Origin of the sequence: Agrobacterium sp. S7/73, from assembly GCF_019355535.1 — a bacterium.
In the GTDB taxonomy this organism is placed as follows: Bacteria; Pseudomonadota; Alphaproteobacteria; order Rhizobiales; family Rhizobiaceae; genus Agrobacterium; species Agrobacterium tumefaciens.
In genome coordinates this window covers 713,644-728,729 of sequence record NZ_CP072138.1, presented here as the reverse complement: position 1 = coordinate 728,729, position 15,086 = coordinate 713,644, and the positions used below count along the sequence as shown (strand labels likewise).

Here is a 15,086-nt window from a genome sequence, read left to right as displayed (position 1 = left end):
TACTCCTAGTGTTACCACTAGGACTGGCAGTCAGCAGGCCGTCATCGCAAGACGGCCTTCACCGTGGGCTTACGTCCCGCCAACGAGTCATCGAGTTGGACAGTCACGGCGATGTCTCCGGCCTGACGATTAGCCAGCATATGGCAGATATCTTTGATCTGAACGCAGGCGAGTGCATTGTGTTCGACAATCACCGGATTGTTCACGGCCGCGCTTCCTACACCGCCGAGAGCGGCGATCGCCATCTGCGTGGCTGTTACACCGATCGTGGTGAGATGCGAAGCACCTATCGTGCCCTGACTAGTGAAGGGCGTTTCAAATGAGTGCCATCGCTACCAGTGTTCCTTTGAATGTCGAAAACTCCGAATGGCAGGTGCGTGTGGATCTGGCAGCCGCATTTCGGCTTGCCGTAGATTTTAATTGGCACGAGTCGGTCGGAAACCATTTCAGCGCTGCTGCTTCCTCTGATGGAAGAAAATTTTTAATGAACCCAAAATGGAGGCATTTCGCGACCATTCGGGCAAGCGATCTGTTGCTCCTCAACCTTGACGATCTGGAGACGATGACCCGTCCAAACGCGCCGGACGCCTCTGCCTGGTGCATCCATGGGGCAATCCATGGTGCTATGCCGTCGGCGAAGGTGCTGCTCCACTGCCATCCACCCTATGCAACCGCATTGGCATCACTGAAAGACCCGACGATGAAACCCATCGACCAGAACACCGCGCGGTTCTTCGGACTCGTCGGTGCCGACTTAAACTTCGGAGGTCTGGCTGACGAGGCGGAGGAAGGTGCGCGCTTGGTCTCGGCCTTGGGCAATCATCCGATACTGCTGATGGGAAACCACGGTGTAACGGTCACTGCAGGATCTGTGCCAGAAGCCTTCGAACACCTGTATTTCTTCGAACGCGCCGCCCGGACGCTAATGCTTGCTTATGCCTCGGGACAGCCGCTAAACGTGATGTCGGACGAGATCGCGGAAAAGACCGCACAGGGGTGGTATGACTACAACGATATGGCGTTCGCTCACTTCGACTATCTTAAGTCCAAGCTGGACAAAGTCGACCCGTCTTTCCGTGATTGAGGAAGTTCATTTATGTCGAGCGTATTTTCCCCGCTGTTCGGTTTGGCTCCCAAGTCCACAAGGGATTACAGGGCAAAGCTTACTGATGAGAAGGCCGCACAATGTAGGAATTGCCAAAGCCGTGAAAAATGCGCTGCTGAAGTTTCGGAAGGTCTCTTCGAGATGCATACGGTTTGGCATCCGCCGGAACCTGCGAAGGAGAGCGTCTCGGATTCAGGGCCGAACACGAGGACGGGCTTTAATAAAGCGTCGGGGACTTCAAGGCCCTTAATATGCTACGATCGGCTTGAAACCGTCGTCGGACGCTGACCCTTGAACACTCAGATTTCTTGCTGATCGTGGATATCTCGGTGCGAAAGTTAGGGGCAATTGCGCTAGGTGGCGATTTTTTACTTCAATGAACCGGTAAGGCAAAGTGCTAGGATTGTGCCGGCTAATGGGCGCGTCCTCGCTTCACTCGGTAAAGACTGGTGCCCGTCCGCCATGTTGGCAGCGGGGAATAAAGCCCAGCAAGTTGCGGTCTCCGCCGAGTCATAAGACGTTCAGAAAGATCGACAGACCTTTCGAGGGTGTTGGCGTTCAGCCTGACAAATTCGTTCCACTGTCGATCGAACAATTGAAAAGCGGAACTGATACACAGCTCGACCTTGCGGCTAAGGCGGCGTTCGCACATTAGACAGCGAACCGGAAGTGCCTGTCCGACAAACGAACGTTTGGCGGCGACCACAGATTTTGTCCGCGGACATTGCCATTAAACGGGAAATCGGACAAATCGCACCTTATGACAGCGATCGGCTATGCAAGGGTCTCGACCGGGGACCAGGATACAGCGTTGCAGATAGACGCCTTGAAGAAGGCCGGTTGCAAGAAACTGTTCGGGGACAAGGCGTCGGGTGTGAAGACCGATCGGCCGGGGCTGGCGGATGCTATCCGCTATGCACCAATTTCCCGTGGCCGCCGCTCTCAGCCGTTGCTTCTGTTCCCGCTCAGCGCCACTGCTTTTCCTCCAACGTCCAGTTCGAGCCCGGCAGTTTTCCAGTTTTGCAGAAAGTCGTGAGGATATTTCCAAGCAGCTTGGAGATATTGTTGTCGAAATTATTGTAAGGGAGTGACTGGCTGAAGGCGATGGAGCCAGTGGAGAACACCGCGCCGTTTTCCGGCGTGGTAAAATACACCATGTCGGCGCGAATACGGTAGTCATAGGATCCCATAAGGCCTGGATAGGGATAGAGAACCTCCTCGACGACGGTCTGATAATTGTCGCTATGGCCACCGGACGAGGCAACGATCAGGGCGTGTGGTGGCGTCCCGAGCGTGAGGTCGTAACGGTCGATTTCGAGACCAGCAGCACCATGATGGGCAAGACCGAAATCGCCGAGGATCTCACCTTCTATCCCTTCGAACATCCAGTCCGCGCGGCGATGCCAGCTATCCGGCATGCGGCGGTAGGGGCGCGCGGAATCGAAGCCTTCGGAGATGAAGCCGACGCCGAGGACTTTTTGCGGCGGACGACCGAGATCTTTCCAGATGCCGCTCTTTTGCCCCGACGTCGCGAGATAATATTCACCCGGGCGGGCCTGCCATGCCCGCATGCCGGAATTGAGCTTGCGCACTTCGACACACCAGGGCTCGTCCTGCCTGTAGGAAACATTCCAGTAGTAGCCGTTCCCGCCAAGATAGATCAGGCGGCCGCCATCGGCCGCATAGTCTTCCGTCGCATCCATCAGCTCTTCGGAGACATATTCCGGGTGGGTGCCGGTCAGCACGACGGTGTAGGGTTTCAGTGCCGCGACGCCCTCGCGCTGCACGTCCTCGTCGGTGATCACCTCGTAATCGTAACCCAAATGGTCAAGCCAGGCGATGACCGAGAGATCTGCCGGAAACTGCCAGGTGACACCCATCGACGACATGCGGGCCTTCGGCCGCATATTGAGGATGGGCCGGAGATAGGACGAATAGCACACCCCTGCCCCGTCGGCATGATGATCATAAAGCGACAGCCCGAATTCCTTCGTCTGGTAAAGTTCGATGTCCACCTCGGAAATGATCGGCGACTGGCCGGCCAGCGGCTGCATGATTTCGGCGTCGAAGGTCAGATGCTCATTGGCATAGGCGAGATAGCTGCTGGTGGGAATGAGGAAACAGATTTTCGACTTCGGTGTCTTGGCGCGCACGAAGAAGGGGATGTATTCCTCGCGCAAGCCCTTGCCGTTACCGATGCGCAGGCGAAAGGCATATGCTCCAGAGCGCACATCCGGCACGCTAAAGGATCTGGTTTTCTCCCATCGGCAATCGATGATCGCATCGTCATGGAATTCGATGCCGCCATATTCACCCGGTGCCAGACGAAAGCAATCATTGCGGCCTGCCCAGTTGAAGCCGGTCTGTCCGCGAACCGGCCGGTTATAGCCCTCGGCATGCAGTGCATAAGGACCTGTATCGATCACCCGGTCGCCAATGCCCTTGTCGGTGTAGCCGATCGAGGTATCCCAGGCGGCGAGACATCCATTCGCAGGCGGTTTTCCGGACGCGCGAAAAGCGTCCAGTTCCTCCCGCGACAGCACCCGGTTGAACACGGCCGGGCGGTCAAGTTTGCCATTGTAGCATTGCGTCTTGAAAGTACCACGCAAGCTATGCCAGTCCTGCGCCGCCGCCAACAGGAACGTGACATCCGGCGGATTGAGTGGCTTGAACCGCAACGTTTCACACACATGCGAGCGGAAATCGATCCCTGCCACCTTGCCGATTAGGCTATTGTAGCGTGTGCTGGCACTTTCCTGATAGAGCGTCGCATTGCCGGTGGACGCATCATAGGTGGCCGCAACGAAGTACCACTGGCTTTTCATCAACGGCACCTCGGCATCGACATAGTCGACCTCACGGCCGTCGCCATAACCGAATTCCAGCAGCCCCGCTGGATTGATCCAGAGCCCGTAGCCACGGTTGTTGTAGGCATCCCAGCGTCCCATCAGGCATTGCCGCTCTCCCCCGCCCGGCTTGTTCGGGTAAATGAAAGCCGCGAGCGTGAAACTGCCCTTCGGCGCCAAATGCCCTGCCGGATCATCGACCGTCAAGAAGGATCCGACCTGGGTGAATTGTTTGCGTACGGTCCAGCTGCCATTTTCAACACTCGCGATCTCCTCTTCCTTGTAGCCGGGTCCGGCCGGATGGATATCCCCATGCACCAACCTGACAAGCTGCGCCTCGACGCTGGTCGTACCGTCGGCATGTACATAGAAGCCGATGTCATCGCCCGGCCGTACCGAGATCTTGTCTGCGTAACCAAAGATTTTCTGTTCGGCCATGGACCGGCACTCCATTCAAAAATTCTGCGTCATAGCGTCAGCGATTGTCGGTTCAGGTTTCGAGCAGGTCCTGCACGCGGCGCAGGAACAGCGCGTGATAGGCTTCGTCCGGCGTCGTATAGGTCTGGTCCTCGACAAGCCGTGGAGCCGTGCCGCGATGGCCGGCAAGTGCTACGATGCGGTAGGCCTTGAACTCCTCGATCACCATGATCGCGTATTTGTCGATCTGCCCCCGCCGCCGAAAATAGTTGAGCAGCCGTTCCAGTGCTTCCGAATGCTGACCGAGTGGACGCGTCCTGTGTTCCTCGATCACAGCATCGGAGATCAGGCGCTTGAGAAAATCGCGCTGCATCTTGTCGAAGCGGCGGAAGTAGATCTGGTCCTTGTCGTGGATTTCGGTGGCTTCCTCGGGGAGCATTTCTCCACCTTTCTCCGCGCGCGTTGCGCGGCGTTCACTGCGCTTCTTGGCGCGCCATGTTCGAAACTGGTCTTTGATGCCGAACAGGCCGCCGCGCAGAAACAGGACCACCATCAGCATGATGAAACCGATCAGCATGAAGCGCAGCGGGCCGAGATCAATCAGCACCCGGTCGATGAAGACGACGATGATGGTTCCGACAACCGCGCCTTCCGAGCGTCCAATGCCGCCGATAACCAGCATGGCAAGAGAGAGAAGTAGTGTGTCGAACGAAAACAGATTGGGGGAAGCGCCGCCGAAATGGATGGCGTAAAAGCCGCCGATGAAGCCGAGCGCTGCGGAAGAAATCAGGAATACCCAGACGCGGGCGCGCAGGTAATCGACACCGACAGCTTGCGCGAAAGCCTCCTTCTTTTCCGGCGCCATCCGCAAGACCCGGCCAAGCCGTTTGCCGTTGACGAAGCGGTAGACGAACAAGGTAGCGAGCAGGAGCGCCAGACAGGCATAGTAGCCCAGGAGGAGTTGACCATGCTGCCCGAAGCTGTGCGGCAGGTAGCTTGGCGCGCCATAGAGCCCGCCTGTGGCCGAGCCCAGTTGCCGCGACTGCACCACATAGACGCGGCAGAGTTCGACAACACCCAAGGTCAGCAACGCATAATAGAAGCCATCCAGCCGCATGGCGGGAAAGGCGATGACGGCGCCGAAGGCGAGACCGATGACCGTACCCATCAGCGGCAGCGTCCAGAACGGCAGCCCGAACTGGATCGCAGCATAGGCCGAGCCGTAGGCCGCTGCTCCGACCACGGCATAGGTGGCGAGCGAAAATATACCGGCAGTTCCGATGACCAGCATCCAGCAGAGGTTGATAGCCCCATAGATGCCCATCACCGACATGGCCGTCATAACCGTGTTCCAGGAGCCAGCAGGCACCAGGAAAGGCATCAGAAGAAACAGCACGAAGGCCATCGACCACCAGATCGGCCGCTTGTCGAGAATGGTCTTCTCGCGGCGCATGGTCTTTGCATTATAGCCGCCGGAAATATTGAGCATGCGCCTGCGTGTCGGCCAGTATCGGGTGCGATGCCAGACGCTTGCGCCATGGCCCGGCCATTTATAAAAGAAATTGAAGCGACCGACTTTGTGCATCTTGGGCTTGAAGGAAGTCGTTTCATTCCAGGTCGACTGGTGGGACGCCCAGGAATTGGTCTCGACCTCGCGTGTTTCCTTTTCTGGATCGAAACATCCAAGCGGATCGATCCAGACGGGTGGTGGATTGCTCGTTACGTCGGTCATGGCTCAGGCCTCCCGTGCTTTGTCGAGGATCCCGGCAATGCCGCGCGGCCTGAACAGAAGAATGACGATAATCAGCAGGAACTGGGTGATGAGAACATATTGGCCACCGAGGAGTGACGATGTCAGCGCCTCGTTGAAACCCAGCAGAACAGCCCCGATCACAGCGCCGGGCACACTGCCCAGCCCACCGACGAGCGCGATGCTCAAGCCTTTGACCATCGGCGTGATGCCGCTGAACGGTGCCACATAATAGGTCTGCGCCAGAAGCACGGCTGCAAGACCGGCAAGCGCCCCCGTCAATGCCATGACGGAAATCGCTGTGCGGCGCACGCCGATGCCAACGATAGCGGCGGCATGCGGGTTCATCATCATGGCGCGGATTTCCAGCCCGCGACGGCTTGAGCGCATCCACAGCAAGATCAGCGACAGAAGAACGATAGCGGACAGGGATGCGCCAATCTTGTCGGTTGTCAGAACTACGCCGAAGATTTCAACCTTCCCGCGTCCAAACAGTTGCGGCAACGATTTGGCCCGCGGACCGAATATCCACAGCAGGACCTGATTGCCAGCAAGGCTGATCGCGAGGGTCGCAATCAGGGCGCGGATCGGAAAGTTTGGTTTGTCATGGACGGGAATGAACGCAACCAGACACACGAATACTCCACCAATGGCACCTGTAAGAATACCCACCGCCATCACAAGCGGCGGAAATGGTGCAAGATAGACGCTTGCAAGCCAGGCACCATATCCGGAAAGGGCAAAGATGAAGCCGTAGGCCATGTTGACGAGGCCAAGGCTCGACCAGGTCAGCGATATGCCGATAGCGATTGTGCCGTAGATACAGGCGAGCGTCAGGGCGTTGGAAACGATGAAACCGAAATCCATCAATGCGCTCCATGTCCGGTGAGCCTCTTCATGACCGATGCCTCGCCCTTGAGTTTTCCGGCATGCATGCCGATGATCCGATCGACCTTGCCCTCGAGTAGCGCCACGTTCTGCTCAGCAATCACCATTGCGCTATCGCCGAGTTCGACCGCCATCAGCGCCTCGATCACCGACTTTCCGATCTTCGGCGCCAAGCCGAGTGACGGCTCATCGACAAGAAAAAGGATTGCATCCGCCATCAGGCCGCGACCGATCGAAACCATGCGTCGCTCGCCTCCCGAGAGCCGTCCGACCGGCGTTGCCATAAGTTTTTCCAGTGGCGGAAATATCTGCAGAATTCCCTGCTTGCGCTTTTTGCGCTCCGACCACGCACGGGGGGTGAAGGCACCGCTATCCAGATGCTCCTCGACCGTCAGCCCGTGAAAGATCTCGTCGCCCTGCGGGATAAGCGCCAGACCCCGCCGCACGATATGGTGGGTATAGCGTCCCGGCCCCTGGCTTCGGGTTCGTCCGACCTCATGTCCGTCCAGAAGAATAGAGCCGCGTTGCCAGCCGGTCAGTCCGGCGATTGCCTGGAAAAGGGTCGACTTGCCATGGCCGTTCAGGCCGACGAGACCAACGCGTTCTCCCGCATAGACCTTCAGATCGAGGTCGTGGATAACGCGCATCGGCCCCCATCCGGCGGAAAGCCCGCCAACATTCAAAATTTCGCGATGAGTAATGTGCGGCGCGGTGATTGTCGTCGTCATGCTGCGGCCTCGTCCCTGACAGTTTCGAAATAGGCCTCGTTCACCCTTGGGTCGGCGAGTACCTCCGCCAGCGAGCCTTGCGAGATCACGTCGCCCGCATCCATCACCATCACCCGGTCGGCGATGGTTTCCAGAAGCTCGATACGATGCTCGACGATGACGATGGCGATGCCCAGTTCCTTGGCCAGAACCCGCATGATCTCGTCCAGCTCGTCGATCTCGGAATTGATCAGACCCGCCGCCGGCTCGTCCATCAGCAGCAGCTTCGGACGCCGCATCAGCAGACATGCCATGAGCAGTTTACGCCGGTTCAGCGTGTCGAGGCGTTCTGCGATCGTGTTGCCGGGCTCATGGAAGCCAACCAGTCCGGCGCCCCATTCGGCATCATCCGGCGTCAGATACGGCACAAAGGCCTGTCTCGCGGCCTTGAACACCTCGGCCACTGTCAGTTCCTCGGGAACGACGGGCGTCTGGAACGTCCGTCCAAGTCCCAGCCTTGCGCGTTTCTGCAATGGCAAAGACGTGACATCCCGGCCATCGAAGATCACCCGCCCTGATTTCGGCTGCATGCGTCCCGACAGGACCTCGAACAGGCTGGTCTTTCCAGCGCCGTTCGGGCCGATGATTCCGAGCACTTCGGCGGGATCGACATGGAGGGAGACGCCGTTGAGAATCTGGCGTCCACCAAGTTCGAGTGTGATGTTCTCGCAGGCGAAAAGGGCGCCGAGGGGGCTGTTCAAGACCATGCTCACCACTCCCTGATCACCACCATGGTGCAGCGCGCAGTTCGGTTTCCTGCAGCGCGTCGGGATAGATGATCTTGTGCTCGCCATCCTGCACCTGGAAGAACAGCTGGGCCATGCCCCTATCCAGCTCCGTCGCCGTGACGTCATAGCCGTTGTCGGGATAGTGGGCGCATTCCTGGAACGCGTTACCCATGCTCATGTAGCCGCAGACGCCACGATAGGGATTGGTGCGGATCCAGTCGGCGACCGCCTCGAACTTCGAGGGATCGCCGACCGCTTCCCAGGCCGCCTTGAGATAGTAGGTCGTGTCGTAGCCGTTGCCCGTGTAGCAAAGGCCCATGATGCCGGGGAACCGCTTCTGGTACTTCTCTCTAAACGCCTTGCCCTTCTCGTCGGCATAGACGCCAAGCACCGTGCTCCAGACGAACCCTTCGGCAGCGGGACCGGAGAGTTCGAGGAATTCCGGCTGGGACGGGCCGTATTGCAGGTAGACGAGCGTGCCTTCCAAAGGATCGGCCTGATACTGCTTGACGAAGGCTGCATATTCGGCCGCGACCCAATGGTCGATCATCACGGCGCCAGCGCCGATCTTCTTGATGTCCTGGATGACCGGACCCCAGTCCTGTACAGGGTACTGGATATCGGTAATGCCAGCGAGTTCGAACTTACTCTTTGGCAGCGCCTCCTGCAGGCATTTCGAAATAGTCTGGTTGTAGGCGATCTGCTCCTGAACGATATGGACGCCGTTGTTCTTCGGCTTCCAGACGCCCTTGTCCTGCATGGTCTGCAGGAACATCGGAAAGGTATAGCCATAATGGACCTCGGACGGGTCCGTCTGGAAGATATGACGGTACTTTTCCGGGTTCTTGACCAGGGCATCGGCCATCGCGCGTTGCGTTAGGCCCCACAGCAATGGCGCCTTGTAGCTTGCGGAAGCATCGGCTAGCGGAATTGGCGTGAACGTAAACGCCGTGGACATCGCATGCACCTTGGCATCGACAAGGCTGTTAACCGCGACACGCCCACTTTCGGGCGACAGCACGTCGAAATCGACGACGACGGGCTTGATCTCGCGTCCGAGAACGCCGCCCGCCGCGTTGATCTCCTCAAGAGCAAGGGTCGTTCCGTTCAGATAGTCCTGATGGTCTGCCACACCAGCCATGGCCGTCTGCGAGACCGGCAGACCCAACAGGATCGGATCGGCCGCAAAGCTGCGGCGCACGAAGGGTGATGGAAAGGTCGAGGCCGCAACGCCGGCAGACAGCGTTTTCAGGACAGTGCGACGCGAAATATCATTCAGCATGAGAATAGTCCCCTATTTCCTTGCAACTGACCCAGCTTGGAGCCAGCGTTGCATTTTTGCAGTGGAGGGAACATTATCGCGGCAACGCGGCTGCGTATTGCCTGAGACAGACCGCATTTTGTTCCGAGAGTGAACTATAAAGGCCCATGTCTAACGACTTTTGGAAGCGGCATGTTCCTTGCGTCGGAATTGCGACATACTGTGACTGTTCATGGTTTAAAGGCGGGGTGCCTATCATGCCAATTGTCCATCATTACAACACTGAACAACTCCAGAACGCAAAAAAACTCAATGCTTGGCAAGAATACATGTCTGCCGTGTATTACGACTTGGATATCGTCCCGTTATCGGCAGACAAGGTCCGGGGCGAACTTTATGAAGTGCAATTTCCATCGATTGGTCTGTCGCAATTTAAAGCAGATGCTCAAAAAGTGGTTCGGCACAAGTCGGCGGCACAGCGTGACAAGTCGGAGAACTTCGTATTCCTGTTCCCCACACGTCAGCGAATGGCGTTCGAGCAAAACGGACGAGCAGGCGTCGTGCTGCCAGGAAGCGTTTTCCTTTTGAATTCTGCCGAGGGATACATGATCGATGTGCCTGACCAATCTGAAAACGTAACTCTCAAAATTTCTTGCACCGATTTGCGATCACGTGTGAACAAGATTGACGATATCTGCGGCACTAAGAACTTTGCAAACCCGTTCCTAGTGCCCGTAGTCGCGCAAATGGGAGCTCAGTTGTTGAAGTTTGACGGCGGCGGCGACAGCATGAAGCTGGAGCAGATGCTGACCGACCTTCTCTGCCTGATGATAGAAACGCGCTCCGAAGACGATTTGATGACGAGGGACCGTCAATCGTTGGTCTCGGTCATGTATGACCGGCTGATGTCCTTTATGCGCACCCAATTTCGCGATCCCAACCTCAGTCCCACAAGCGTCGCAGGAGCGCACCGCATATCGGTTGGATATCTTCACCGCGTCTTCCATCACCATGGCACAACATTCGGCGACGTGGTGATGGAAATCAGGCTGATGGAAGCTTGTCGGTTGTTGCAACATGCCAGGACGTCAAACCGACCGATCAACTTGGGCGAAATCGGATATAGCTGTGGGTTTGTCAGTCAGGCGCATTTTTCATCTCGGTTCAAGAAGCGCTTCGGCGCAAGTCCGCGGGATTTCAAGTAATAGGCTTTTCGCCGGTAGCATTTGGTTCGCTCGGGTCGCGAATTCGACTATTGTGTTCAATTACATCGCCTTGAAAGGATTCAAACCGCCGACTCTCCAGTTCAGTGATTCTGTCTGTCTGAAATTCTAACCCAAGCAACTACTTGGCCTTTGGAATGGCGGGCTTGGTCGGCGATCTCGGCAGCCTTGCATCAATTTTCGTCAAAGGCCTCTTCTGGGGTCGTAACAAGATGGGGTGGTTGCCGTCTTCTCCGTCCTGTGGGCTACAACCACATCATCTTGGCAAATTGCAATGCCGTGAGGAGAGGACGGCAACCACCCCATCTTGTTCCGACCCCAAAAAGGCGCCCAATCGGCGATATATATATGCAAACGATGTGCACAGGAGCTATCGCTTCACACCCCCTTGATTTACAGCCCATACAGCGACAAAAGATTTTACCGTAATAGGATCCGAACATTGAACTTGTTTTGGCGAGAGCAGAGTTCAGCTTTGCACAAAATGTCCCTCAGACACTTCCGTCATCGGCTTGCGGTCAACCACAAAATCGACCGAACGCAAGGCGCTTTTGGGTTCGCTAGTATCTGCCGCCCGGCGAATGAGGCGACTGTCCGGGTCCGGCATTGGCACCGCAGAAAGAAGCTTTTGCGTGTAGGGATGAGCAGGTGAGGCGAAGATCTTGTCGCGTGGTCCGATCTCGACGACCTCGCCAAGATACATGACCGCGACACGATGGCTGACCCGCTCGACCACAGCCATGTCGTGCGAAATGAACACAAAGGCAATGCCGAGGTCACGTTGCAGATCCATGAGCAGATTGATCACCTGCGCCTTCACCGACACATCGAGCGCCGACACGGACTCGTCGGCGACAATGACCTTCGGTGACAGGGCGAGCGCACGCGCGATACAGATGCGCTGCCTTTGGCCGCCCGAGAACTGATGCGGCAGCCGGTTTGCCATGTCGGGCTTCAATCCGACCCGCTCCAGCAAATCGGCAACCAGTGTGCGAGCCTGCGCGGAATTGCCAAGCCCATGGGTAATGAACGGTTCCGCGATAGCTTGCCCCACGGTCCGGCGCGGGCTGAGGCTGGCGAACGGATCCTGGAAAATCATTTGAATGTCGCGACGTGCCTCGCGAAGTTCGCCCGGCGTCATCGACATCAATTCGCGCCCAGCAAGGGTAACGCTGCCGCCGGTCGGTTTGACCAGCCGCATCAGGCCGCGGCCGGTGGTCGACTTCCCACAACCCGACTCTCCGACGATCGACAATGTCTCGCCGGCATGAAGATCGAAGGAAACGCCCTCGACCGCGTGGATGCGACTGGACACCGTGCGGAACCAGCCACCCCGGATATCGAAACGTACGCAGAGATCCTTGACCTGCAGAACCGGATTGTCGGACTTGACCGTATCGACCGGTTCGTCGGGTGCACCGCGAATGCCGGTCTTGGGATCGATCAGCGAAAACTTGACAGGTTGGGAGACGCCCTGCATCGACCCTAGCCGTGGCACGGCGTCCAGCAGCATGCGCGTGTAGGGGTGCTGCGCACCCTTGAATATTTCCTTCGTTGTGCCCGTTTCAACGATTTCGCCCCGGAACATGACCGCCATGCGATCAGCAACCTCGGCCACCACGCCCATATCGTGCGTGATGAAGATGACCGACATCTTTTCCTCTTCCTGAATTTCCTTGATCAGGTTGAGAATCTGCGCCTGGATGGTCACGTCGAGGGCAGTGGTCGGCTCGTCCGCGATGAGCAATTGCGGACGACAGGAGAGTGCCATGGCGATCATCACCCGCTGACGCATGCCGCCTGAGAAATTGTGCGGATATTCGTCATATCGCGTCGTTGCTGCCGGTATCCGGACACGCTCCATAAGACGCAGCGCTTTCTGCTTGATTGCCTCCGGCGTCATATCGGGATTATGCAAAGAGATTGCCTCAGCAATCTGCTTGCCGATTGGAAAGACCGGATTGAGGCTGGTCATCGCCTCCTGAAAAATCATCGAGACTGCATTGCCGCGAATGCGGCGCATTTCATCTTCGGGCACAGAAAGCAGATTGCGCCCACCAAGCATGATCTCGCCTTCGGTGCGGGAGTTTTCCGCAAGCAGACGCATGATCGAATAGCCGGTCACGCTTTTGCCGGAACCGGATTCGCCGACTATTGCCAGTGTTTCGCCGGCGGCAACATCAAAGGAGATGCCTTTTACTACCTCGGTCCAGTTCCCGCCCTGACGAAACGCTGTTTTGAGGTTTCTTACGGATAACGCCGTCGATGTACTCGGTTCATAACTGCCTGTTGCTCGAAGCTCGGCTGTCATCTGCATTTTGTTCTCCTCTATTCTTATCGTTGCCCTTCAAGCTGCAAGCTCTGCATGGTTGCGGACGACATGGCATTGCTGGCCCAGACCAGTGCCTTCGAGCCGGACGGTTTGGCCTGCACTCAAAAAGCGGGGCGGCTTCTTGCCGGCGCCGATGCCGGCCGGTGTGCCGCTGGCAATGATGTCGCCGGGCAGAAGCGTCATGAATTGCGAAAGATAGGCGACGAGATAATCGACGCCGAAAATCATGTCGGACGTGTTGCCGCTCTGGATGCGCTGCCCATCGATTTCCAGCCAGAGATCGATGGATTGTGGATCGAGGATGTCCGAGGCGGGTACGAAATAGGGACCGATAGGGCCGAAACTGTCATGCCCCCGGCCTTTGCTGGTATCGCCACCACGTTTGCTCTGAAGCTCACGGTCCGCAATGTCGTTGATCAGGCAATAGCCGGCAATGTGTTCGCGAGCGTTTCGTTCGTCGATATATTTCGCGGACTTTCCGATGACGATACCGAGCTCGACTTCCCAGTCCGTCGTGGTGGAGCCACGCGGCAGCTCTATCCCGTCATTGGCACCGCAGATGGCCGAAAGCGGCTTCATGGCGATAACGGGCTCATCGGGAATAGGCTGACCAAGAGACTTTGCGTTGCAGTTATAATTCAGACCGATGCAAATGAATTTGCCGGGTCGTGCGACGCAGGCACCAAGCCTTGTTCCTTCTGGCACCACCGGCAACGCGGCAATGTCGATTGCAGCAACGCGACCCAAAATGTCGGCCACAAGATTATCACCGGTCCAATCGGACACATGGCCGGAGAGATCGCGGATCATGCCGTCTTTGTCAAGGATGCCGGGGCGCTCCACCACGGGGGGGCCAAAACGAACGAGTTTCATGGGTCCACCACTCATCTTTCGCTCGAATTCGGATCGAGCATGTCGCGCGCCGCGTCGCCGATGAGGTTGATCGACAGCACGATCGTGGTGATCGCCAGCCCCGCGCCGATTATTGGCCAAGGAGAACCGAACACGTTACCTAGGCCTTCGCGGATAATGTTGCCCCAACTTGGACTTGGCGGCGGCGTGCCGATGCCGAGAAAGCTCAACGCGGCCTCCAGCCGGATGGCCGAGGCGATCCACAGCGTCCACAAGAGGACGATGGGCGCTGCAATGTTCGGAACAACGTGACGAAAGATGATGACGGGTGTTTTCACGCCGATTGCCAGCGACGCCTCGATGTAGGGTTCCTGACGCACGGCCAGCGTCGAGGCGCGGGCAACACGGGCAAAGCCGGGAACGAAGGCAATGGTCAGAACCAGAATGACGTTCCAGAAGCCGCCACCCAGCGCGGCAGCGACGATGATGGCCAGAAGCAGTTCGGGAAACGCCATCAGCAGGTCGATCATCTTGGAGACCATGCGGTCGATGATGCCTCCGAAATATCCGGCAAGCACGCCGAGCGTGGTGCCGATCACGGCAGCGCAGGCAGGCGCAATGAGGCCGAACAGAAGCGAGGTGCGCGACCCGTAAATCAGGCGGGAAAGGACATCTCGCCCGAACTGGTCCGTGCCCAGCCAATATTGTGCGGATGGATATTTGTTGATCGCCAGAAAGCTTTGCTTCAGCGGATCATAGGGCGCAATCCACGGCGCAAAAATCGCCAGAATGCAAAACAGCAGCACCGTGATGAAGGCTATTGTCGTAGAGACCTTGCCGAACAAGAGCTTTCGCAGGACTGCGAATTTTTCTCCACCTGCATTCCTGGCGGGTGAGATATTGATAGCTACCATGAT

General features: G+C 57.4%; 11 protein-coding genes and 2 pseudogenes. 4 read left to right on the top strand and 9 right to left on the bottom strand.

Going from position 1 to position 15,086, the window contains the following annotated elements:
• Positions 1–68: 68 nt before the first annotated feature.
• The 3 genes and pseudogenes from J5276_RS27940 to J5276_RS27930 form a co-directional block, all read left to right on the top strand.
• Positions 69–323 (top strand): annotated as a pseudogene (locus J5276_RS27940) (TauD/TfdA family dioxygenase); the annotation flags it as partial.
• A complete protein-coding gene (locus J5276_RS27935) occupies positions 320–1,084 on the top strand; it encodes a class II aldolase/adducin family protein (protein ID WP_209160029.1) in 765 nt (254 codons plus the stop codon). The pseudogene J5276_RS27940 and the gene J5276_RS27935, both read left to right, overlap by 4 nt.
• 781 nt (positions 1,085–1,865) lie before the next feature.
• Positions 1,866–2,021: pseudogene (locus J5276_RS27930) on the top strand (recombinase family protein); the annotation flags it as partial.
• Between the two features lie 49 nt (positions 2,022–2,070).
• On the opposite strand, the gene J5276_RS27925 reads toward J5276_RS27930, so the two are convergent.
• From J5276_RS27925 to J5276_RS27900, 6 genes are read right to left on the bottom strand one after another with little or no spacing between them, the layout of a single operon-like run.
• Positions 2,071–4,389, bottom strand: a complete 2,319-nt coding sequence (locus J5276_RS27925) for a LamG domain-containing protein (RefSeq protein WP_209160028.1) — start codon at positions 4,387–4,389, stop codon at positions 2,071–2,073.
• A 52-nt stretch (positions 4,390–4,441) separates the two neighbouring features.
• Entirely contained in the window at positions 4,442–6,100 is a 1,659-nt protein-coding gene (locus tag J5276_RS27920; protein WP_209160027.1) for a branched-chain amino acid ABC transporter permease, read from the bottom strand.
• Positions 6,101–6,103: 3 nt separating this feature from the next.
• Entirely contained in the window at positions 6,104–6,985 is an 882-nt protein-coding gene (locus tag J5276_RS27915; protein ID WP_209160026.1) for a branched-chain amino acid ABC transporter permease, read from the bottom strand.
• Positions 6,985–7,734 carry an ABC transporter ATP-binding protein gene (locus tag J5276_RS27910; RefSeq protein ID WP_209160025.1) on the bottom strand — a complete coding sequence of 250 codons (750 nt, stop codon included), beginning with the start codon at positions 7,732–7,734 and terminating at the stop codon, positions 6,985–6,987. The genes J5276_RS27915 and J5276_RS27910 overlap by 1 nt, the downstream gene beginning before the upstream one ends.
• On the bottom strand, positions 7,731–8,480 hold the full coding sequence (locus tag J5276_RS27905; RefSeq protein ID WP_209160024.1) for an ABC transporter ATP-binding protein: 750 nt from the start codon (positions 8,478–8,480) through the stop codon (positions 7,731–7,733). Before J5276_RS27905 ends, J5276_RS27910 begins: the two co-directional genes overlap by 4 nt.
• 16 nt (positions 8,481–8,496) lie before the next feature.
• Positions 8,497–9,783, bottom strand: a complete 1,287-nt coding sequence (locus J5276_RS27900; protein WP_209160023.1) for an ABC transporter substrate-binding protein — start codon at positions 9,781–9,783, stop codon at positions 8,497–8,499.
• 236 nt (positions 9,784–10,019) lie between these two features.
• Between J5276_RS27900 and J5276_RS27895 the strand changes: the two genes are divergently transcribed.
• Positions 10,020–10,967 (top strand): helix-turn-helix domain-containing protein, encoded by a 948-nt coding sequence (locus J5276_RS27895; RefSeq protein WP_209160022.1) that lies wholly within the window; start codon positions 10,020–10,022, stop codon positions 10,965–10,967.
• 487 nt (positions 10,968–11,454) lie between these two features.
• On the opposite strand, the gene J5276_RS27890 is transcribed toward J5276_RS27895, so the two are convergent.
• The 3 genes from J5276_RS27890 to J5276_RS27880 are packed head-to-tail and all read right to left on the bottom strand — an operon-like array spanning position 11,455 to position 15,083.
• Positions 11,455–13,296, bottom strand: coding sequence for an ABC transporter ATP-binding protein (locus J5276_RS27890; protein ID WP_209160055.1), 1,842 nt, complete (start codon positions 13,294–13,296; stop codon positions 11,455–11,457).
• A 36-nt stretch (positions 13,297–13,332) separates the two neighbouring features.
• Positions 13,333–14,190, bottom strand: coding sequence for a fumarylacetoacetate hydrolase family protein (locus J5276_RS27885; RefSeq protein ID WP_209160021.1), 858 nt, complete (start codon positions 14,188–14,190; stop codon positions 13,333–13,335).
• A gap of 11 nt (positions 14,191–14,201) precedes the next feature.
• Positions 14,202–15,083 (bottom strand): ABC transporter permease, encoded by an 882-nt coding sequence (locus tag J5276_RS27880; protein ID WP_209160020.1) that lies wholly within the window; start codon positions 15,081–15,083, stop codon positions 14,202–14,204.
• Between the last annotated feature and the right edge of the window lie 3 nt (positions 15,084–15,086).

Bases quoted from the DNA above. Each gene is read 5' to 3' on its own strand.
- J5276_RS27935 (WP_209160029.1), top strand. From the start codon at position 320: ATGAGTGCCATCGCTACCAGTGTTCCTTTGAATGTCGAAAACTCCGAA.
- J5276_RS27925 (WP_209160028.1), bottom strand. From the start codon at position 4,389: ATGGCCGAACAGAAAATCTTTGGTTACGCAGACAAGATCTCGGTACGG.
- J5276_RS27920 (WP_209160027.1), bottom strand. From the start codon at position 6,100: ATGACCGACGTAACGAGCAATCCACCACCCGTCTGGATCGATCCGCTT.
- J5276_RS27915 (WP_209160026.1), bottom strand. From the start codon at position 6,985: ATGGATTTCGGTTTCATCGTTTCCAACGCCCTGACGCTCGCCTGTATC.
- J5276_RS27910 (WP_209160025.1), bottom strand. From the start codon at position 7,734: ATGACGACGACAATCACCGCGCCGCACATTACTCATCGCGAAATTTTG.
- J5276_RS27905 (WP_209160024.1), bottom strand. From the start codon at position 8,480: ATGGTCTTGAACAGCCCCCTCGGCGCCCTTTTCGCCTGCGAGAACATC.
- J5276_RS27900 (WP_209160023.1), bottom strand. From the start codon at position 9,783: ATGCTGAATGATATTTCGCGTCGCACTGTCCTGAAAACGCTGTCTGCC.
- J5276_RS27895 (WP_209160022.1), top strand. From the start codon at position 10,020: ATGCCAATTGTCCATCATTACAACACTGAACAACTCCAGAACGCAAAA.
- J5276_RS27890 (WP_209160055.1), bottom strand. From the start codon at position 13,296: ATGACAGCCGAGCTTCGAGCAACAGGCAGTTATGAACCGAGTACATCG.
- J5276_RS27885 (WP_209160021.1), bottom strand. From the start codon at position 14,190: ATGAAACTCGTTCGTTTTGGCCCCCCCGTGGTGGAGCGCCCCGGCATC.
- J5276_RS27880 (WP_209160020.1), bottom strand. From the start codon at position 15,083: ATGGTAGCTATCAATATCTCACCCGCCAGGAATGCAGGTGGAGAAAAA.